Genomic DNA, 19,498 nt, shown 5'->3' with positions numbered 1-19,498 from the left:
ACCGATATGCAACAGTTCGAGAAGGGCAACAAGGAGCGGACCCGTCGTCGCATCCTGGAGGTTGCCTCGCAGCATCTGCGATCCAAGGGCATCGCAGCTTCTGGCCTAGCCGGCATCATGACCGACGCCGGTCTGACTAACGGTGCGTTCTATGCGCACTTTCCATCAAAGGATGTGCTGGTTCGCGAAACCCTCGTGGAAACACTTGCCGACCGCCGCGACGCAATGAGTCGCCAACAGGCACTTGAAGCCGCGATTCGCGACTATCTCAATCTTGATCATGTGACTGATTGTGCCAACGGCTGCCCCTCAGCTGCACTGCTCCCGGAGATCGCAAGGCAGCCAGTTCCAACTCGACAGGCCTATGAGGATGGACTTCAGAGCTACACATCTGAGTTCGCTCGACTCCTTTCCGGCGACAAAAAGAAGGCCCACGCCACGGCTCTCAATATGTTCGCACTCATGGTGGGAACGCTTCAGATCGCACGTGCTGTTGTAGACCGAAGGCTCGCTGAGAAAACGATTGAGAGCGGCGTCAGAGCAACCCTAGCGATGGCTGTGAACCAGGCGTGACACGGTCACTTCGGAGTTTCATTACCGAAGGTTGGCACAACCTGTGACATCGGTCGCACGACGTACCGTGCAGCTCGGAGGATATAACGGGATGATGAGGAAATGCCTGCCCATCATGTCAGACGACGGGCGACATCACTCGATATTCTGCACCTGCTCGCGCATCTGCTCGATCAACACCTTGAGTTCCACGGCGGCGTTGGTCGTGCGCGAATCCACCGACTTCGATCCCAGCGTGTTCGCCTCGCGGTTGAATTCCTGCATGAGGAAATCGAGCCGGCGGCCGACCGGCTCCTTCAGCGCCAGCACGCGGCGGGCTTCGGAGATATGCGTGGCGAGGCGGTCGAGCTCTTCGTCCACGTCGATACGGGTGATCTGAAGGACGAGCTCCTGCTCCAGGCGGCCCGGGTCGGCCGGCTGGCGGATGTCGGCGAGACGGGATTCGAGACGGGCTCGCAAGGCCGCGCGAATCTCCGGGATCCACCCGCGCACGTCGCCGACGATCTTGTCGATGGCGTCGAGGCGCTCGCGCAGCATCTCGCCGAGCTTGGCGCCTTCGCGGCCCCGGGTGTCGCCCAGGACGGCAAGCGCGCGGTCGAGCACGTCCAGAAGCGCGCCCTGCAAGGCGTCGGCATCGGTTTCCGCTTGCTGCAGCACGCCGGGGAAGCGGAGCAATTCGGTGAACTCGATGTGCATCCGCGGGAACCGCTGTTCCAGGTCCAGCGCGAGCTCGGACAGGCGGGACAACACCGAGCCGTTGATCCGCAGGCCTTCGCCCGAGCCCGGTTCGGAACGCAGGCGGACGGTGACGTCCACCTTGCCGCGCGAGAGGCGCGTGGCGATCCGTTCGCGCACGGCGCTCTCGAAGCCCCGCATCTCCTCGGGCAGGCGCGGGCTGATCTCGAGGTAACGGTGGTTGACCGTGCGCAGTTCGCAGGTCAGCGTGCCGGACGGGCCGGCGCTCTCGGCGGAGGCATAGGCGGTCATGCTGCGGATCATCGGATTGCCTTCGCTCTCGCGTGGAGGAAAGGGCGCAATGGTAAACTGACCCACCGTCCGTGCCCAAATCAGGCCTCACATGACCTTTTCCCGTCCTAGCGGCCGCACCGCCGACCAGTTGCGCGCCGTCAGCATCGAGCGCCACTACACCCGCCATGCCGAGGGCTCCGTGCTGGTGTCCTTCGGTGACACGAAGGTGCTCTGCACCGCGTCCGTCGAGGAGCGCGTGCCGCCGTGGCTGCGCGGCAAGGGCGAAGGTTGGGTCACCGCGGAGTACGGCATGCTGCCCCGCGCCACCACCGACCGCACGCAGCGCGAGGCGGCCCGCGGCGGCCAGGGTGGCCGCACCATGGAGATCCAGCGCCTGATCGGGCGCTCCCTGCGCGCCTGCGTGGACCGCGCCGCCCTCGGCGAGCGCGTGATCACGCTGGACTGCGACGTGATCCAGGCCGACGGCGGCACGCGCACGGCGGCGATCACCGGCGCCTATGTGGCCCTGGTGGACGCGGTAGCGACGCTGACGCGGCGCAACGCGATCAAGCGCAACCCCATCCTCGGCGCCATCGCGGCGGTGTCGGTGGGCATCTACAACGGCGTGCCGGTGCTCGACCTCGACTATGCCGAGGACTCCAACTGCGACACCGACATGAACGTCGTGATGAACGACGGCGGCGGCTTCATCGAGGTGCAGGGCACGGCCGAGGGCCATGCCTTCCGCCGCGAGGAGATGAACGTGCTGATGGATCTCGCGGCCAAGGGCATCGACGAACTGGTGACCGCCCAGCGCGCCGCCCTCGAGGCCACCCCGTGACCGAGGTTCGCAGCGCCACGCCGGACGATCTGGAGGCGATCGTGGCCGTGCATCGCGCCGCCTTCGGCCGTGACGCCGAGGCCGGGCTGGTTCGCCGCCTGATGGCCGCCGGACGCGCTGCGATTTCCCTGGTCGCGGTCGACGAGGAAGACACCGTGGTCGGCCATGTGTTGTTTTCCCCCGTCACGGTGGAAGAAGGCGACGATGGCAAGGCCCTGGGCCTCGCCCCGGTGGCCGTGCTGCCGGAGCACCAGCGCCAGGGCGTGGGCCGCGCCTTGATCGAGGAAGGTATCGGCGCCTGCTTCGTGCGCGAGGCCCGCGCCATCTTCGTGCTCGGTTCGCCGGTCTATTACGCCGCCTTCGGTTTCATGAAGGCGTCCAGCCACGGACTGCACGACGCGTTCGAAGGCGGCAACGCCTTCCAGGTGTTACCACTGACGGTCGAGGGCCTGTCGGGCTACCGTGGCCGCGTGGATTACGCTCCCGAATTCTCCGAAGGGCTCTGATTCCATGCGCATCGTCCTGGCCTCCGGCAATGCCGGCAAGGTGATCGAACTGCAACAGCTACTGGCCGGCAGCGACGTGGAACTCGTGGCACAGACCTCGCTAGGCGTCGACGATGCCGACGAGACCGGCCTGACCTTCGTGGAGAACGCGCTGATCAAGGCACGCCATGCGGCCCGCGCCACCGGCCTGCCCGCCCTCGCCGACGATTCGGGCATCTGCGTCGACGCGTTGAACGGAGCCCCTGGACTCTACGCGGCCCGCTACGCGGGAACGCACGGCGACAGCGCCGCGAACAACGCGAAGCTCCTGCGTGAACTTGACGGCGTTCCACTGGAACGGCGCAGCGCCTACTTCATCGCCGTACTCATCCTGCTGCGCCATGCCGACGACCCGGCGCCCCTGATCGCCGAGGGCCGCTGGCACGGGCGCATCCTGGAAGCGCCACGGGGTGACGGTGGATTCGGTTACGACCCCTTGTTCCTTCCCGATGGCCACGATGTCTCCGCCGCGCAACTGGAGCCGTCGCGGAAGAACCGCCTCAGTCACCGTGGCCAGGCGCTCGCGTTGCTCAAGGCACGTTTCGCCGAGCTGGCATGAACCTGGTCCCCCCGCCGCTATCGCTGTACGTCCACATGCCGTGGTGCGTGCGCAAATGCCCGTACTGCGACTTCAACTCGCATGGCGTACGCGGTACGCCGGCTTATGCGGATTACATCGATGCCCTGCTGGCCGACCTCGACGCCGACCTGCGCGATTTCGGCACGGCGCTGCACGGGCGCCCCATCTACTCCGTGTTCTTCGGGGGCGGCACGCCCAGCCTGTTCACACCGGAACTGGTCGGCCGTTTTCTCGATGGCGCACGTGAACGCCTGGCGTTCGCCCCCGATGCGGAAGTCACCCTGGAAACGAATCCCGGCACCGTGGAACACGGCCGCTTCGACGGCTATCTCGCGGCCGGCGTCAATCGCATCTCGTTCGGGGTGCAAAGCTTCGACAACGACAAGCTGCGCCGCCTCGGCCGCATCCACTCGGCCAACGAGGCGGCCGACGCGGTGCGCCAGGCGCAGGATGCCGGCATCGACAACATCAACATCGACCTGATGTACGCCCTGCCGGAGCAGACCCTGGCCGGTGCGCTCGACGACGTGGAGCAGGCCATCGCGCTGGGGCCCACGCACGTCTCGCATTACCAGCTCACCCTCGAACCGAACACCGCGTTCGCCGCCAATCCGCCGCCGTTACCCGACGACGATGCGGCCTGGGCGATCCAGGAAGCCTGCGAAAGCCGGCTCGGTGACGCCGGATACGGCCAATACGAGGTGTCGGCGTACGCATCGCCCGGGCGGCGTTGCGCGCACAACCTGAACTACTGGCGATTCGGCGATTACCTGGGCATCGGCGCCGGTGCGCACGGGAAGATCAGCGACACGAACGGTGTGCGCCGGCGCTGGAAAACCCGCCTGCCCGCCGCCTATCTCGCCAGTGCCGGCCAATCCGCCCGGATCGGGGGCGACAACCGGGTCACGTCCGACGACCTGCCATTCGAGTACATGCTCAATGCGCTGCGCCTGATCGACGGCGTGCCGATGAAGGATTTCAGTGAACGCACCGGACTGCCGCACTCGGTCATCGCACCTGCCCTGGCCATGTGCGTGGCCAGGGGCTGGATGGTCGAGGACGCCGGAACATTGAAGACGACGCCCCTCGGCCAGCGCTTCCTGAACGACGTCATCGAAGCCTTCATGGCCTGACCGGGCCACCGTCTACTCCAATCGTCCTAAGCCATAAGCGGGCCGCCGATGCGCTGGCGCGTGCATGGCATGGACTCCTAAACTCGACGGGCAGGGTCGTGGAGGACCTTTTCGGATGAATGCGGGTACGCAACCGCCGTACGGCCGGACGGGACCGCATCCCGTCGCCCTGTCGCCGCGTGCGGAACGCGAAACGCAGCAGGGCCTGTCGCTGTGCCTGACGTGGTTGGACATGCCCTTGCGCGATTCGCTGCGCGACTTCGACCAGCGCCTGTTCGCCTCGGCGGAAAGTAGCCGCAACCATCTCGAACAACAGGCGTGCTTCGAAAGCCGCAACATCGTGGAGCGCGACGGCCCCGGCTTCCGCAACCGCTTCGCGGCCCATCTGTCGGAACGGTTCCGCCGGCTGGGAGACGCCGGCGAGCAAAAAGCCGCCGCCGGCACCGAACACCTGACACTCAGCCTGGTCGATCCCGACGAGCAGGAGCAAGCCGATGCATTGGCCAGCATGGCGGCGCGCGGCGAAGCGCGCAGCGCCAGCAGCCTGTTCGAACTCGGCTACCGGTTCGCGGTGCTCGCGGGTACGCCACCGCTCGAAGGCGAGGCCCTGCCGGCCGGGCCGCGTGCGCTCATCGCCGCGCTGAAGGACGCCATCGCGCCGATGCCCTTGTCGACCGTTCACCGGTTGCTTCTCTTCCACGCGGTGGATGCGCGCGTGCTCGGTCACGGCGAGGCCTTCTATGGCGCGCTCAACGATCATTTCCGCACGCGGGGTATCTTGCCGGGCTTCCGTGTCTACCCGAACGTGCGTGTCGCGGCGGCCCCCGTCGGCGACCGCCGCGCGCATCCCGCCGAGCCCGGTGGCGCCGGTGCGTCGCCCGATGTCACCGGCGCCGCGCTGGTCGAAGGCCACATCGGCGTGCTGGAAGGCTTGCGCAGCCTGCTCGCACAGCGCGTGGAAACCGGCCGCGGCGCGGGTTTCGCGCCGGGTCGCCTGGCCTCGGATGACGAATTGCAGACCGCCCTGCTCGCCCTGCAAGGCCACGTCGTGGATGTGACCGATGCCGCCCAGCGCGAAATCCGCAGCGCACAGGCCCTGCGCGACGAGTTGATCCACCAGTTGAACCGTGCGCGTCCCGCCGGCTCGCCGCCCGCGGAACTCACCATCGAGCAAGGGGACACCGTCGAGCTGACCGCGCGCCTCTTTCAGACCCTGGGCCATCAACTCGGTGCGGCAAGCCCCGGGCACGCCGTGCTCGGAGGCCTGCAATGGCCGATGCTGCGCGCGGCGGTGAACGATCGCGGATTCTTCGACCAGCCCGAGCATCCCGCCCGCCAACTGCTCGACACGGTGAGCGAGGCGGCGCATCACTGGCTTGACCCGGCCGAAGGCGAACCGGACGCCGGCCTGGTCGACCGGCTGGAGCGGCTGGTCGTCGAAGCGAACCATGCACAGGTCGTCGATCCGGCATGGCGCGCCGATATCGAACAACAGATCGCCCTGTTGTCGCGCAAGGCGCATGTCGCCGAACGGCGCCAGATCGAAGCCATGGAAGGCCGCGACCGGCTGGAACGCGCGCGCCGTCGCGCCACCGAGATCATGACCGAACGCATGGTCCGCGGCAGCGCGCCTCGCGGCGTGCTGCGCATCCTGCTCGAACGTACCTGGGCCGACGTGCTCGCGCTGCACATCCTGCGCGGCGGAGAGAACGGCGAGGCTTTCTTATACTGCCTGGGCGTGACCGACCAGTTGCTCGGCCGGCGTCCCGTTCCCGATGCGCGCAAACTGCGCCAGGACGTGGAGCGCGGGCTGGAACACCTGGGCATGCATCCTTCCGAGGCGGCCCAGGTCGCGGCCGGCCTGTTCGAAACCCCTGCGCGACAGGGTGACCATGCCCTGACGCCCACCGACGTCGCCGTGCGCCTCAAGCAACGGCCCCGCCTGGGCGAGGGCACGGCGCACGGGGAGCCGGTGAACCCGGTCCGGCCGACACCCCTCGATCCTGCCGCGCGTGCCGTCCACGACGGCTTCGCCAGCCTGCGATTCGGTACATGGTTCGAGTTCGTCCAGTCCGACGGAACCATGGCCCTGCGCAAGCTCGCCTGGTTCTCGCCCACCACGGGCCGCTGCCTCTTCGTGAACCAGCGTGGTGGCCGCGGCGACGACATGGACCTCACCCGCCTCGCCCGGCTGGTCGCCAACGGTGAAGCGCGCGAGTGGAAGGAGCAGAAGATGTCGATCGTCGACCGCGCATGGCAGGCGGTCGCGCGCAACCTGCGTCGCGAAAGCTCACACGACGCCCGACTGGCAGGCCGGGCATGAAACGCGAATTCGAACAACGCCGCGCGCCGCGCAAGCGGGCCACTTCACCGATGCCGGTAATGGATGTCATGAGCGAAGGCGTGGTGGGCCAGCTCGGTAACCTTTCGGCCACCGGCCTGATGCTGCTCGTCGGCAACGCGCCACGCAGTGGCGTGGTGCGACAAGTGGTCTTCACCCTTCCCGATGCCCAACATCGCGAACACAGGGTCGAGATCGGCATCCAGGAACAGTGGCACGAACCGGCCGCCTCGGCGGGACAGTACTGGGCCGGTTACCGTATCGTCGCGGCGAGTGAAGACGACGTGCGCGCCATCGATGAGTGGATCGGACCTCCCGCGGACTGAACGGAAACCTCTCGCCATGCTTTACGACGCCCCACATGGAGGACCACCATCGCTTCTCATGAGCGATGCCACCACCATCCTGGTCGACACCGACCTAGAGCGAGACGACGCCGCGGCGGCCGCGACCAGCCTGTACCTGCACCTCGTCGGGGACGGCACCATTTCGCCCTTGCCCATCGGCGAGGAGGAAACGCGGTTCCGCGTGCTCGACGAGCGCCTCGTGGCGGACACCGGCATCCGGGCCATCGGCTTGCATGCCAGCGGGCACCGCTGGCGCGGAGACGGCAATGGCGGTGCGCGGCTGGTGGACGGCGGCCGCGAAAACGGCATCTTCTGCCGCTACGACGGCAGCTTCGTCATTCGCTGCCCGGAATGCCGGGAAACGCTGGCACCCGGCGACGACGGCAGCGAAGCCCTCGAGGAGGCACTCGCGGTGTGGTGCGACGCACCCGATTCCGCCTACGTGGCCTGTCCCGCGTGCGCCACCTGGACGCCGCTACACCTGTGGCGGTCGCCCGCCAACGACTTCGCGGTCGGCCACTTCGCCATCACCTTGTACGGCGCCCACCTCAAGGCGCTCGCCCGCGATGGCGACGAGCATGCCGCCACCGCCTTGCGCCAGCGCCTGGGCGATATCGCCGGCGACTACACCGTGGTGTTCGCCAAGGCCTGATCGCCCGTACGGGGTTGGCGATGCGGCGCCGGAGGCGCACCATTGCGGTTTGCCCCACGCTCCGGAGACTCCCGATGAACGACGCGCTGGCCGCGCTTTACCCGCAGCACCTCGCCACCCTGCGCGAGCGCACCGACACCGCGCTGGCGCGCGGCGGTTTCGACCACCTGGTGGTACCGGCCGGCCGCCCGATCACCAAGTTCCTGGACGACCAGGACTACCCGTTCGTCACCAACCCGCACTTCAAGCACTGGCTGCCGCTGACCGACACGCCGGGGAGCTGGCTGGTCTATACGCCGGGCGAGAAGCCGAAACTCGTTTTCCTCCAGCCTCGCGACTACTGGCACGTGGTGCCTGAGGCGCCCTCCGGCTACTGGGTCGACCATTTCGACATCGTCGTGGTGCGCAAGCCCGCCGACGCCATCGCCGAACTGCCAGCCGCCCTCTCGCGTTGCGCCATCATCGGCGACCAGTTCTGCAACCTGCAGGACGTGTGCGCGAACAATCCCGCCGCGGTGATCGACCACCTGCACTACCACCGCGCTTACAAGACGCCGTACGAGCTCGAACTGATGCGCGAAGCCAGCCGGCGCGGCGCGCGCGGCCATCGCGCCGCCGAGCGAGCCTTCCGCGCCGGCGAAAGCGAGCTGGGCATCCACCTCGCCTACCTCACCGCGGTCGGCCAGACCGATGCCGAACTGCCGTACGCGAGCATCGTCGGCCTCAACGAACACGGCGCTGTGCTGCACTACACGAACTTCGACCGTGCCGCGCCCGCCGAAAGCCGCTCCTTCCTGATCGACGCCGGTGCCAGCGCCGCCGGTTACGCGAGCGACATCACGCGCACGTACGCAGCCGCGCACGCGAGCGAGTTCCAGGCACTGATCGATTCGGTGGACGCCGCCGAACAATCGTTCGTGGCGAAGGTACGCGCGGGGCAGAGTTATCCGGACCTGCACGTGCACGCCCACCATGTGCTGGCTGGCGTGCTGCGCGAGCACGGCTTCATCCGCATGAGCGCGGAAGGCGCCGTGGAATCCGGCGTGTCCTCCGCCTTCTTCCCGCACGGCCTTGGTCACGGCATCGGCTTGCAGGTGCACGACGTCGCAGGATTCCAGGCCTCCGAAACCGGTGGCACGATCGCCAAGCCGGAGGGACATCCCTACCTGCGCCTCACGCGCAAGCTCGAGCCCGGCATGGTGGTGACGATCGAACCCGGCCTCTACTTCATCGACATGCTGTTGGCGGAACTCAAGAACAAGCCGGTCGCGTCGGACATCGACTGGGCGAAGGTGGAAGCGTTCCGCAAATACGGTGGCATTCGCATCGAAGACGACGTGGTCTGCACGGCGGGTGCACCGGAAAACCTGACACGGGATGCGTTCGCGCTTCAGACCTTCAGGTAAATCCCGCGGCGATCCATCCAGCGCACCACCAGCCACCACAGGGCGACGAAGACGACGCCCCAGGCGGCCGAAGGCACGTAAGGACCGAACAGGGGTGTCATCCACGCGGCGAAGGCGTGGCGGTACAGGGGGCCGGTCACGCCCAGCGCGATCAGCAGGTAGACCATCAGGCCGGAACCGGCATAGGCGGCGATGGCGTTGAGTCCGAAGGCGCGGCCAGGCAAACGCCAGCCGCGCCGGTCGACCAGCTCATGCACGATCGCCAACAGGGCGAACGACCAGCCGCCGGTCCAGAGGACATAGCTGGGCGTCCACAGGTTCTTGTTGAACGGCCAAAGCCACTGCGCGAACCATCCCAGGACAAGGCACATCCCCGCCGCGACCACCAGCTTGCGCATCTCACCGGCGCGCAGCCACGCCCCGGCACGCATGCCGAGCAAGGTCGTCGCCAGCGAGGGCAGCGTCGCGAGGAGACCCTCCGGGTCGTGCCCGCGTCCCGTGGCAGGGTCGATCGTATAGACGAACGGACCGAACACCGCGGAATCGAGGCGGCTGACGAGGTTCGTCCACGGCTCCACGCCGCCCGCCAGCAACACCACCCCATAAACGGCAAGAAGCGCGACGAAGAGGACATCACGCGTGCGCTGCCGCGTGTCCACGGCAAGCAGGGCCGCCGCCGCGAAACAGATGCCGATCCGTTGCAGTACGCCGGGCAGGCGCAGGCGGGCTTCGGGGATGGCGAGCCACGCGACGAGATTCAACAACAGGCCCAGTCCGACGATGCGCAGCGCCCGGCGCAAGGCGGCTTGCCGGATCGGCGCCCTGGCGGCGCCGGCTTCGATTCGCGGCACGATGGCCAGCGACACCGAGACGCCCACGATGAAGAGGAACAGCGGAAAAACGAGATCGGTCGGCGTACAGCCGTTCCACCGGGCATGTTCCAGGGGCCACCAGACATGTCCCCAGTCGCCCGGATCGTTGACCAGCAGCATGGCCGCCACGGTCATTCCGCGCAGCACGTCGACTGAGGCGTAACGGACTTTGCTCTCGGCCATGAGGGACTACGCTGCGGCGGTGAGGGGAAAACGGAAGGATACGCGGTCAGCGGGTTGCGACGATCGGCCATCGGCCGCGCAGGTCACGCCCGGCTTACGAAGCGCCCGCCGGGTCCACAGGGATGGCACGCCACGTCCAGCGTGGCTTTGCCCACATCGATACCTACAAAGATGCTCATGGCTTCACTCCGGAGTACGATCGGCAGTGAGAGCACCTCCACCATGCCCCGGCTTGTGAATTCGAGGTACGACTCGAGCAACTGTTCGGGCTTTAGTGGAGGGAGTGCGGCAGCCCTAGCTCCCACACGTGCTCGCAGCACTGCCGTCCATCGGCTTGCCGCACTCCGCTCTCACCTCCCAGCCTAGCCCTTCGGAAAGACACAAGCCGACCTTGTCGACGATGCAGCATCAGCGATCTCGATGCCCCTAGCCCGCCTTGACGCAGTTGATCCCATGGAACACGGGAGTTGTCCGTACCCCGTCGGCGTCTTTGGCCTCCACTGCGTACCGGATGGGCGATATCTCGTCGTCGCCCCGCCAGCACACATGATTGAAGCGGTATGAATCAGCTTCGCCCTTACTAAAGACCAACTTGTCTTTCGAACGGCATCTTCCTTTGCCGCAGTTGAGTTGCGTTGCCTTGATGCTTACGGGGTAAACCGGATTCCCTGTAATCGTCACAGGCAACCAGGCGTCTCCCCCTATGCTGACGGTCACGGGCTCCAATTTCTGAACGGCAAAAAGCGCACAGGAGGCACTTTCGCGATACAACCGCATTCCCTTCGCGACGCCTTTCATCGACAGCTTCTGAAATACAGGATCCTGCAGCGCAGCGGCGTCACTTTCATTAGTATGAAACCCAACCTCCACAATCATTGAAGGAACCTCCGCATAACTATTCTCACCCTTCTTACCGTTAACTGACGGCTGAGACGGAACGGTGTAGCCTGCGAATCGAGGTTCCGTATGAATTAATTCCTTCATGCTGCACAACGTCAATTGCGCGAGCTTCAAGTCTGCGGGCCGCCCTGGATGCACCAACACACGAGTACCACTCGCAGATGGTGCGCTCGCGTTTGTGTGAATGTGTACTACTGCGTTCGCCCCCACGTGATTTGCGAACAGTGGTCGACTTCTGATGTCCTGATGCATCTCCCTACGCGGATCCGTACTACCTGGCGTGCTGTCCCATATCTCCGGGTTTTCCGGAAGCAGCCGCTGGAGAAAGTATCTGGCGGCTACGTTGGCCCATGGCATGCCGCTTGGCTCGTGCCACAGATCCATACGCGTGCCTCGAAGGCGAACCGCTTCAGCACCGTTGCTACTGGTGGAACTCACCAGTTCGCCGGCGAAGACTTGGGTAATCTCATCTTCCAGTACACCATTCACCCGGTCCCTTTGCATGGTCCATTTGTAGCTGGCGTGAAAGTAAGCACCGTGACCTGCGGCGACCACGACCTTCGGCGGTCCGCTTTCTGTCGGGGCAACACGCCTTTGCGGTTTACCCAGCGATTCCGGGTCCGCGCTCGACCGATTGAACCAGTAATCCATGTCGTGGCCGCCGATCCTCCATTCGGTGGTCGTGAATCCTGGAATCAGGCCCGTCATATCCTCGATACCAATATCGATTGCGCCTTGAAAATCCTCTAATGGAAGATCGCCCACGTCGCGGCCGAAGCTCACGTCGATATCGAGGGCGAGCACCTTCGATGGCCTGTCCAGAGTGGCTACGATCGTGATCGGTCGCCGGTCCGTCTCGAAAAACTGTCGGCTATTGGCGATCTCATTGGCGCGGCTGTCGATCCTCTTTTCAAGGAGCTGCCACTCAAGGTCGGTCATTTCGGGCGCAGGTGGCGGCTGGTCCTGAGCGATTACCGGTGCCGCGAGGCATAGGGCGATGGATGCTGCTGCTCTCAACAACGCTTTTCGACGGAATTCCGCCCGGGAATGTGCTGCGGACTGACGCATATCGAATGTCCTGGAGAACCGCACATGCGGCTCGACCATGGTCGACAGGGCAACTCATCCTTAGTATCGGCGCCCCCTGCGGAACCACGTGGCCACCGTCCCTGGCTGTGTGGGCCGTGCCCGCTGCCGTGGGATCGCCGCTGAAGCGGCTCCCACAAGGCCTGCTGCCCCCAACAGGACCGGCTGGCTCTCACCGAGTCTGCTGGCTCCAACAGTGTCTGCCGGTTCCCACATCCCCACCGGGCGGGCTCAGCGTTCCAGGGCGTCGGGGGATTTCGGTACCATCGCCGTCATCACTTCCGGAGCTCCCCTGGTCACCGCCACGTCGTCTTCGATCCGGATGCCGATGCCGCGCCAGCGCTCGTCCACGCGCTTATCGTCCAGGGGAACGTAGATTCCCGGTTCCACCGTGACCACCATGCCCTCTTCCAGCACGCGCGGCTCGCCATCGATGCGGTAATCGCCCACGTCGTGGACATCGAGGCCGAGCCAGTGACCGGTCTTGCTCGGGAAATAGGTCTTGTAGCTGCCTTCGGCGATGATCCGGTCGGCGCCGCCGCGGAGGATGCCCACCGCGCAGAGGCCTTCCGCGATGATGCGCACGGCGGCGTCGTGGGCATCACCGAACGAACGGCCGGGACGCACCGCGTCGATCGCCGCCAGCTGGGCCTGGAGCACGATGTCGTAAAGGGCACGCTGTTCCTTGTTGAACCGCCCGCCGACCGGAAAGGTCCGGGTGATGTCGGAGGCGTAGCAATCCACCTCCGCACCCGCGTCGACCAGGAGCAGGTCGCCGTCCTTCAAGGTGGCGCGGTTCGCCTGGTAATGCATGATGCAGGCATTGGCGCCGCCTGCCACGGTCGGCGGGAACGCAGGCACCGCGCCGCGGCCGCGGATGGTGCGCAGGATCTCCCCTTCCACCTCGTACTCGGCCACGCCCGGCCGGGCGATGGCCATCGCGGCGAGGTGCGCGGTTCCCGCCACCTCACCGGAACGGCGCATGAGGGCCAGTTCGTCGCGTGACTTGAACAAACGAAGGTCGTGCAGCAAATGCCCCAGGGCCACCAGGTCCTTGGGAACGACACCGCCGCCCCGCGCGGTGCGCAGCCGGCGCATCCAGCCGAGCAGGCGGGCGTCGAAGTCGGGTTCCTGGCCGAAGTGGCAGTACACGCGCGCCCGGCCTTCGATCATGCCCGGCAGGATGTCGTCGATATCGTCGATGGGAAAGGCGTCGTCGAGGCGCAGTTCGCGCGCGGCGCGATCGGTGCCCATGCGCTCGCCGTCCCAGCGTTCGCGTTCGGCGTCACGCTCGCGGCAGAACAGCACGCTCTCGCCGTGGGCGCGACCGGGAAGCAAGGCCAGCACCGCCTCCGGCTCGTCGAAGCCGGTGAGGTAGTGGAAATCGGAATCCTGCCGGTAAGGCCATGGCGCGTCGGCGTTACGCATGCGCTCAGGGGCCGCGGCGAGGATCAGCACCGCGTCCTCGCCCGCCATGCGCATCAGCTCCCGGCGGCGCCGGGCGTACTCGGCCGCGGAGATCAATGCAGGGTATCGCTCGCCGGTCGCGACACGTGACTGAGTTCGGCGTGCAGCAGCATGGCACCGGCGCGGACGAATTCCTCCAGCTCGATCAGGCTCTCGTCGTTGACGTCGTCGTCGACGTCGAATTCGAACTCCGCCGCCGCGATGCTGGCCATGTCCTTGAGCACTTCCTTCGCGTCGTCGCTCATCGCCTGGTTGCGCTCGACCGAGCCGCCCAGGCCCAGGCCACCGATGAATCCATGGATCCAGTCGATGAGCCCTTCGGCACGTTCGGGAACGGGTGCGTCCTCGTCGGGTAGCCACGGGGAAAAGGTCAATTCCGGATCGCTGAGCCATTCCTCGGTCTGGTGGCGCAGGCGGGTGAGCATGGCCTGCTCGTCGGGGGTGGGCGCCACGTCGGGTTCGAGGCTGAGGGCCTCCAGCACCGCGCCATGCGGAAAATGGCCGCCCGCGCTGAGGTAACCCACGAGCGAGCCGTGGAATTCGCTCACCGACACGGCCAGCTTGCAGCGCCCGATGAGTTCGGCGATGTCTTCGGGGTCGACGGTCTGGTTGGCCGGCATGACGGCTACTCCTGGATACTCGAACCCGAAGTCTAATGCAGCCGCCTTCACCTCGCTGGCGCCTTCGCCTTCACGGCCTGCCGACAACGCCGGACATCCTGTTATATAGTCCGCGCATGACGAACCCGGACGCCTTCAAGACCGAACTCGAAGCCCTGAGCGCGACGCTCGACCGGCTCGTCGACACCGTCCGCCGGCTGACCGAGGAAAACCGCAGCCTGCGGCATAGCCAGGAGCAGCTGGCGAACGAACGTGCAGGGCTGATGGCGCGCAACGAACAGGCGCGCAGCCGTGTGGAAGCGATGATCCAGCGCCTGAAGGCGCTCGAGAACACGGGCTGATCCCTCCTATGAATGCCACCGCCAGTGAACCGGTATCCCTGCGCCTGCTCGACCGCGAGTTCCACATCGCCTGCGCGCCGGAAGAACGGCCCGGGCTGATTGCCGCCGCCCAGTTCCTGGACGGCAAGATGCGCGAACTGAAGTCGAACGCGAAAGCGCCCGGTTTCGACCGGGTCGCCGTGCTGGCGGCCGTGAGCATCGCTCACGAACTCCTCACGCTGCGAAAGGAGCACGACTCGCAGGAACAGGTGCTGACCGACGGATTGGCCTCCCTGCGAAGAAAGCTTGATGGTCTGCTCGACGCATCGGTAAAATAGCGACGGGCGTTCCCTGCGGTGTTCGCCAGCGCACTTTACATTTGCCTTGTTCCTACATACGACCCCGGGTCGGCTTTTCGCGACTGTTGTGCATGTCCGCCTCGTACGGAAAGCCTTGAAGTTGCGTAGCCCTCCCACCTGATCCTTTGGATCAAGGTCGTTTGGTGCGCAGCGGCATCGCGGAGAACGCCTCCTTATTCCCCCGGCCGGCCGGTTCCTGACCGGTCAGCGCCCCTTCCGCGGCACCGGAGGGGGCGGCTCGACGGCAACCTTGCCTGTGCCGTTCGGCTGAACGACCCATGTCAAAGCTACCCGAGAGACGTGAACTGCGAGCCGACCTCGTGCAACGCCGACGCCAGCTGAAGCCGGCGGAGCGCGTCGCCGCGGCCCAGGGACTGCGCCAGTCCCTCGAGCAGTTGCCCGAATTCCTCACCGATGAACACGTGGCCGGGTATTGGGCCACGGGCGGCGAACTGCCGCTCAACCTCGCCATCGCACCCATGGCCGAACGCGGGCAGACCTTCTACCTGCCCATCGTCACGAAGTCGGGCGGCAAGCGCCGGCTCACGTTCGCGCCGTGGACCACGGGCGAGGACGTCGAGGCCAATGAAATGGGCATTCCCGAACCCAAGGCCGCCGATCGCATCATCGAGGCGAGCAAGCTCGACCTCGTGCTGGTGCCGCTCCTGGGCTTCGACCGGCGCGGCAACCGTCTCGGCTTCGGTGGCGGCTATTACGACCGCAGCTTCGAATTCCTCCGTGGGCAGCCCCGTCCGGCACGGCCGTTGCTGGTCGGCGTCGGATACGACTTCCAGGAACTGGACGCGATCGAGACAGCCGAGTGGGACATCTCGCTCGACTACATCGCGACCGACAAGGAGCTGATCGACTGCACGGGCGTCAACGCATGAAATACTGGCTCATGAAGTCCGAGCCGGACACCTTCTCGATCGACGACCTCAAGCGCAAAGGCACCGAACCCTGGGACGGCGTGCGCAACTACCAGGCGCGCAACTTCATGCGCGACGGCATGAAGGTCGGCGACAAGGTTTTCTTCTACCATTCCAACACGGACGTCCCCGGCATCGTCGGGATCGCCACGGTGGCCTCGCCGGCCTACCCGGACGAAAGCCAGTTCAACCCCAAGTCGAAGTACTACGACGAGAAAAGCACCCGCGAGCAACCGCGCTGGGTACTGATCGACGTGAAGTTCGAACGCAAGCTCGCACGCACGATCTCGCTGGAGGAACTGAAGGGGTACGACGAACTCGTCGACATGCCGCTCGTGCGCAAGGGCAACCGCCTGTCGGTGATGCCCGTGGCAAAGAGCGATTGGGACTTCATCCTGAAGCTGGAAAAGTCATGAGCCAGGACAACGAGAAGCGTCTAGCCGCCGAAACCGCCGCGTTCCGCTACGTCGGCAACGGTGGTTTCAAGGACGGCATCATCGGCGTGGGTACCGGCTCCACGGTGAACTTCTTCATCGACGAACTCTCCCAGTACCGCGAGCGCATCAAGGCCGCCGTATCCAGCTCCGAGGCCTCCAGTGCGCGCCTGCGCAAGCTCGGCATCGACGTGATCGACCTCAACGCGGCGGGGCGGCTCGACCTCTACGTCGATGGCGCGGACGAATGCGACCCGCACAAGCGCCTGATCAAGGGCGGTGGCGCCGCCCTCACCCGCGAGAAGATCGTGGCCGCCGCGTCGGATACCTTCGTCTGCATCGTGGATGCGAGCAAGCTGGTCGACGTGCTCGGCAAGTTCCCGCTGCCGATCGAGGTCATCCCCATGGCGCGCAGCCACGTGGCCCGTGAGATCGTCGCCCGCGGCGGCAATCCCGTGTGGCGCGACGGCGTGGTGACGGACAACGGCAACTGGATCATCGACGTGCACGGGTGGCGGATCACCAACCCGGTGGAACTGGAGGCCGATCTCAACCAGATCGTCGGCGTGGTCACCGTTGGCTTGTTCGCCAAACGCCCGGCCGACGTGGTCATCGTCGGCAATCGCGAACTCTGAGACGCGCACCATCCAATCTCTGACGTCGCCTCCTGTGGGAGCCGCTTCAGCGGCGACGGCTTCGCCAGGGGCCGTCAACACAGGTACCCTCTCGCTCCATGACGCTTGAAACCATCCTTCTGATCGCCCTGCTGGCCGTCGCGCTGGCCTGCCTGGGCCTGCTGATCGCCCTGCTTTCCCGTGGCAGGCAGGACGATGGCAGCGCGCTTCGTCTCGATGCGCTGCGCGAGGACAACCGCCGGCTGGAAGGTGTCATCCGCGAGGAACAGCGCGCGGGCCGTGGGGAGCTGGGCGAGAGCTTCGGGCAGTTCCGCGGGCACGTGCAGGAACAATTGCAGATCGCGGCCGACCGCCAGCACGAGCGCATCGAGGGCTTCGGCCGCCGCCTGGACCAGCTCACCGAGCGCACCGACATCGGCCTGCAATCATTGCGCCATGGCCTCGCCGACGACTCGCGCAAGACCCGCGAGGAATCCGCCCTCACGCTGAAACATTTCGGTGAATTGATCGAGCAGCGCTTCGCCGCGCTCACCGCCGACAACGAAAAGCGCCTTGGCGAGGTCCGCGCCACGCTGGAAACGCGGCTGGCCGCGATCCAGCAGGACAACGCGGCCAAGCTGGAGCAGATGCGCGCCACCGTGGACGAAAAGCTCCAGTCCACCCTCGAAACCCGGCTGGGACAGTCGTTCCAGCTGGTGTCCGAACGCCTGGAGGCCGTGCAGCGAGGGCTCGGCGAAATGCAGGCGCTCGCCGCCGGCGTGGGCGACCTGAAGCGTGTGCTGACCAACGTGAAGACCCGCGGCACCTTCGGCGAGGTGCAACTGGGCGCGTTGCTCGAACAGATTCTCGTGGCGGAACAGTACGCCTCCAACGTGGCCACGGTGCCCGGTTCGAACGAGCGGGTGGAATACGCGATCCGGCTGCCCGGCACCGAGGAAGGCACGCCGGTCTGGTTGCCTATCGACGCGAAGTATCCGGTGGAGGACTACCAGCGCCTGCTCGACGCCCAGGACGCTGCCGATGCCGAAGGCGCCCTGTTGGCCGGCAAGGCGCTCGAACTGCGCGTCCGGGAAGAAGCCAAGCGCATTCGCAGCAAGTACATCGCCCCGCCACACACCACCGACTTCGCGATCCTCTTCCTGCCCACCGAGGGCCTTTATGCCGAGGTGATCCGCCGCCCCGGACTTTCCGAGCAATTGCAGCGGGAGTGCCGCGTCACCGTGGCGGGCCCGACGACGCTCACCGCCCTGCTCAACAGCCTGCAGATGGGCTTCCGCACCCTCGCGATCGAAAAGCGCTCGTCCGAGGTCTGGCACGTGCTCGCGGCGGTGAAGAACGAGTTCGGCAAGTTTGCGACGGTGCTGGAGAAGACTCGCAAGCAACTGGACACGGTACGCAACAGCATCGACAGCGCCGGCATCCGCACCCGCGCCATCGAACGCAAACTGCGCGGCGTGGAATCGCTGGGCGCGGACGAGTCGCAAGCCCTGCTCGAACTGGCCCCCGGCCTGGACGATGCCGAGGGCGAGGCCGACACCACCCCCACTCCCCCCTCCGAAGACTAGTAACCTGGTGGGAAGCCGCTCTGGTGGGAAGCCGCTTCAGCGGCGATGGGTGCTTGCCTCAACCTGGCCCGCTGCCACGGGATCGCCGACAAGGTCGGCTCCCACTACAATGCCTCTTTGCTTCCACCAAGGAATCCGTCCCGATGAGCGACGACGCCAAGTCCCGCCCGGTTAGCCGTGAACAGGCCGAGGAGGCCGTGCGCACGCTGTTGCTGTGGGCGGGCGAAGACCCGAAACGCGAGGGCCTGCTCGACACGCCCAAGCGCGTGGTCAAGGCCTACTCGGACTGGTTCAAGGGCTACGACGAAGATCCGGCCGACTACCTGCGCCGCACCTTCGAGGAAGTGGCCGGGTACGACGAGATGATCGTCCTGCGCGACATCGAGTTCGAAAGCCACTGCGAACACCACATGGCTCCGATCATCGGCCGCGCGCACGTGGGCTACGTACCCACCGATCGCGTCGTCGGCATCAGCAAGCTCGCCCGCGTGGTCGACGGTTTCGCCCGTCGCTTCCAGGTGCAGGAAAAGCTCACCGCTCAGATCGCGCACTGCATCGAAGACACCTTGCGTCCACGCGGGGTCGGCGTGGTGATCGACGCCAGCCACGAATGCATGACCACCCGTGGCGTGCACAAGCGCGGCGTGTCGATGATCACCAGCCAGATGCTCGGCAGCTTCCGCGAAGATCCACGCACACGGGGTGAGTTCCTTCGCTTCGTCGGCGTCGACCGTCGCTGAC

21 protein-coding genes and 1 other RNA gene are annotated in these 19,498 nt (G+C 66.1%); 17 read left to right on the top strand and 5 right to left on the bottom strand.

The window, feature by feature from the left end; translation table 11 throughout:
- Positions 1 to 6: 6 nt before the first annotated feature.
- Positions 7 to 573, top strand: coding sequence for a TetR/AcrR family transcriptional regulator (locus QFZ41_RS12380; RefSeq protein WP_429199053.1), 567 nt, complete (start codon positions 7 to 9; stop codon positions 571 to 573).
- Positions 574 to 708: 135 nt separating this feature from the next.
- Here QFZ41_RS12380 and QFZ41_RS12375 read toward each other — a convergent pair whose 3' ends face one another.
- Positions 709 to 1,572, bottom strand: a complete 864-nt coding sequence (locus QFZ41_RS12375; protein ID WP_429199052.1) for a YicC/YloC family endoribonuclease — start codon at positions 1,570 to 1,572, stop codon at positions 709 to 711.
- Positions 1,573 to 1,651: 79 nt separating this feature from the next.
- On the opposite strand from QFZ41_RS12375, the gene rph reads away from it, so the two are divergent.
- The 8 genes from rph to pepQ all read left to right on the top strand — a co-directional run bounded on the left by rph (position 1,652) and on the right by pepQ (position 9,387).
- A complete protein-coding gene (gene rph / locus QFZ41_RS12370; RefSeq protein WP_429199051.1) occupies positions 1,652 to 2,383 on the top strand; it encodes a ribonuclease PH in 732 nt (243 codons plus the stop codon).
- A complete protein-coding gene (locus QFZ41_RS12365; protein ID WP_429199050.1) occupies positions 2,380 to 2,889 on the top strand; it encodes a GNAT family N-acetyltransferase in 510 nt (169 codons plus the stop codon). The genes rph and QFZ41_RS12365 overlap by 4 nt, the downstream gene beginning before the upstream one ends.
- 4 nt (positions 2,890 to 2,893) lie before the next feature.
- The gene (gene rdgB, locus QFZ41_RS12360) at positions 2,894 to 3,487 is read left to right on the top strand and encodes an RdgB/HAM1 family non-canonical purine NTP pyrophosphatase (RefSeq protein ID WP_429199049.1); all 594 of its coding nucleotides are present in this window, start codon (positions 2,894 to 2,896) and stop codon (positions 3,485 to 3,487) included.
- Complete coding sequence (gene hemW / locus QFZ41_RS12355) at positions 3,484 to 4,641, top strand: radical SAM family heme chaperone HemW (protein ID WP_429199048.1); 1,158 nt, start codon at positions 3,484 to 3,486, stop codon at positions 4,639 to 4,641. Before rdgB ends, hemW begins: the two co-directional genes overlap by 4 nt.
- Positions 4,642 to 4,756: 115 nt before the next feature.
- Positions 4,757 to 6,964 carry a DUF1631 family protein gene (locus tag QFZ41_RS12350; RefSeq protein ID WP_429199047.1) on the top strand — a complete coding sequence of 736 codons (2,208 nt, stop codon included), beginning with the start codon at positions 4,757 to 4,759 and terminating at the stop codon, positions 6,962 to 6,964.
- A complete protein-coding gene (locus tag QFZ41_RS12345; RefSeq protein ID WP_429199046.1) occupies positions 6,961 to 7,308 on the top strand; it encodes a PilZ domain-containing protein in 348 nt (115 codons plus the stop codon). The genes QFZ41_RS12350 and QFZ41_RS12345 overlap by 4 nt, the downstream gene beginning before the upstream one ends.
- A gap of 58 nt (positions 7,309 to 7,366) precedes the next feature.
- Entirely contained in the window at positions 7,367 to 7,981 is a 615-nt protein-coding gene (locus QFZ41_RS12340) for a hypothetical protein (protein WP_429199045.1), read from the top strand.
- Between the two features lie 74 nt (positions 7,982 to 8,055).
- Positions 8,056 to 9,387, top strand: coding sequence for a Xaa-Pro dipeptidase (gene pepQ, locus QFZ41_RS12335; protein WP_429199044.1), 1,332 nt, complete (start codon positions 8,056 to 8,058; stop codon positions 9,385 to 9,387).
- Here the strand turns inward: pepQ and QFZ41_RS12330 are convergent.
- From QFZ41_RS12330 to QFZ41_RS12315, 4 genes are all read right to left on the bottom strand, one after another.
- Positions 9,372 to 10,442 (bottom strand): acyltransferase family protein, encoded by a 1,071-nt coding sequence (locus tag QFZ41_RS12330; RefSeq protein ID WP_429199043.1) that lies wholly within the window; start codon positions 10,440 to 10,442, stop codon positions 9,372 to 9,374. The genes pepQ and QFZ41_RS12330 overlap by 16 nt on opposite strands.
- A gap of 426 nt (positions 10,443 to 10,868) precedes the next feature.
- On the bottom strand, positions 10,869 to 12,410 hold the full coding sequence (locus tag QFZ41_RS12325) for an N-acetylmuramoyl-L-alanine amidase family protein (RefSeq protein WP_429199042.1): 1,542 nt from the start codon (positions 12,408 to 12,410) through the stop codon (positions 10,869 to 10,871).
- 249 nt (positions 12,411 to 12,659) lie between these two features.
- Complete coding sequence (locus QFZ41_RS12320) at positions 12,660 to 13,952, bottom strand: aminopeptidase P N-terminal domain-containing protein (RefSeq protein ID WP_429199041.1); 1,293 nt, start codon at positions 13,950 to 13,952, stop codon at positions 12,660 to 12,662.
- Positions 13,949 to 14,515 (bottom strand): UPF0149 family protein, encoded by a 567-nt coding sequence (locus QFZ41_RS12315; RefSeq protein ID WP_429199040.1) that lies wholly within the window; start codon positions 14,513 to 14,515, stop codon positions 13,949 to 13,951. The genes QFZ41_RS12320 and QFZ41_RS12315 overlap by 4 nt, the downstream gene beginning before the upstream one ends.
- Positions 14,516 to 14,631: 116 nt before the next feature.
- Here QFZ41_RS12315 and QFZ41_RS12310 point away from each other — a divergent pair, with 116 nt between their 5' ends.
- The 8 genes from QFZ41_RS12310 (at position 14,632) to folE (ending at position 19,497) form a co-directional block, all read left to right on the top strand.
- Positions 14,632 to 14,856, top strand: a complete 225-nt coding sequence (locus QFZ41_RS12310; protein WP_036116258.1) for a TIGR02449 family protein — start codon at positions 14,632 to 14,634, stop codon at positions 14,854 to 14,856.
- An 8-nt stretch (positions 14,857 to 14,864) separates the two neighbouring features.
- A complete protein-coding gene (locus QFZ41_RS12305) occupies positions 14,865 to 15,173 on the top strand; it encodes a cell division protein ZapA (protein ID WP_371022502.1) in 309 nt (102 codons plus the stop codon).
- A 7-nt stretch (positions 15,174 to 15,180) separates the two neighbouring features.
- A non-coding RNA gene (gene ssrS, locus QFZ41_RS12300) (6S RNA) lies at positions 15,181 to 15,363 on the top strand.
- Between the two features lie 109 nt (positions 15,364 to 15,472).
- Positions 15,473 to 16,084 carry a 5-formyltetrahydrofolate cyclo-ligase gene (locus tag QFZ41_RS12295; RefSeq protein WP_429199039.1) on the top strand — a complete coding sequence of 204 codons (612 nt, stop codon included), beginning with the start codon at positions 15,473 to 15,475 and terminating at the stop codon, positions 16,082 to 16,084.
- A complete protein-coding gene (locus QFZ41_RS12290) occupies positions 16,081 to 16,539 on the top strand; it encodes an EVE domain-containing protein (protein ID WP_429199038.1) in 459 nt (152 codons plus the stop codon). Before QFZ41_RS12295 ends, QFZ41_RS12290 begins: the two co-directional genes overlap by 4 nt.
- On the top strand, positions 16,536 to 17,192 hold the full coding sequence (rpiA, locus tag QFZ41_RS12285; protein ID WP_429199037.1) for a ribose-5-phosphate isomerase RpiA: 657 nt from the start codon (positions 16,536 to 16,538) through the stop codon (positions 17,190 to 17,192). The genes QFZ41_RS12290 and rpiA overlap by 4 nt, the downstream gene beginning before the upstream one ends.
- A 98-nt stretch (positions 17,193 to 17,290) precedes the next feature.
- Positions 17,291 to 18,757: a DNA recombination protein RmuC gene (locus QFZ41_RS12280; protein ID WP_429199036.1), complete on the top strand. Its 1,467-nt coding sequence runs from the start codon at positions 17,291 to 17,293 to the stop codon at positions 18,755 to 18,757.
- A 143-nt stretch (positions 18,758 to 18,900) separates the two neighbouring features.
- On the top strand, positions 18,901 to 19,497 hold the full coding sequence (gene folE / locus QFZ41_RS12275; RefSeq protein WP_429199035.1) for a GTP cyclohydrolase I FolE: 597 nt from the start codon (positions 18,901 to 18,903) through the stop codon (positions 19,495 to 19,497).
- Position 19,498 lies beyond the last annotated feature (1 nt).

It is taken from the genome of Luteibacter sp. W1I16 (assembly GCF_050434905.1).
Lineage (GTDB): Bacteria > Pseudomonadota > Gammaproteobacteria > Xanthomonadales > Rhodanobacteraceae > Luteibacter.
This window is presented reverse-complemented; position numbering and strand designations above follow the sequence as displayed.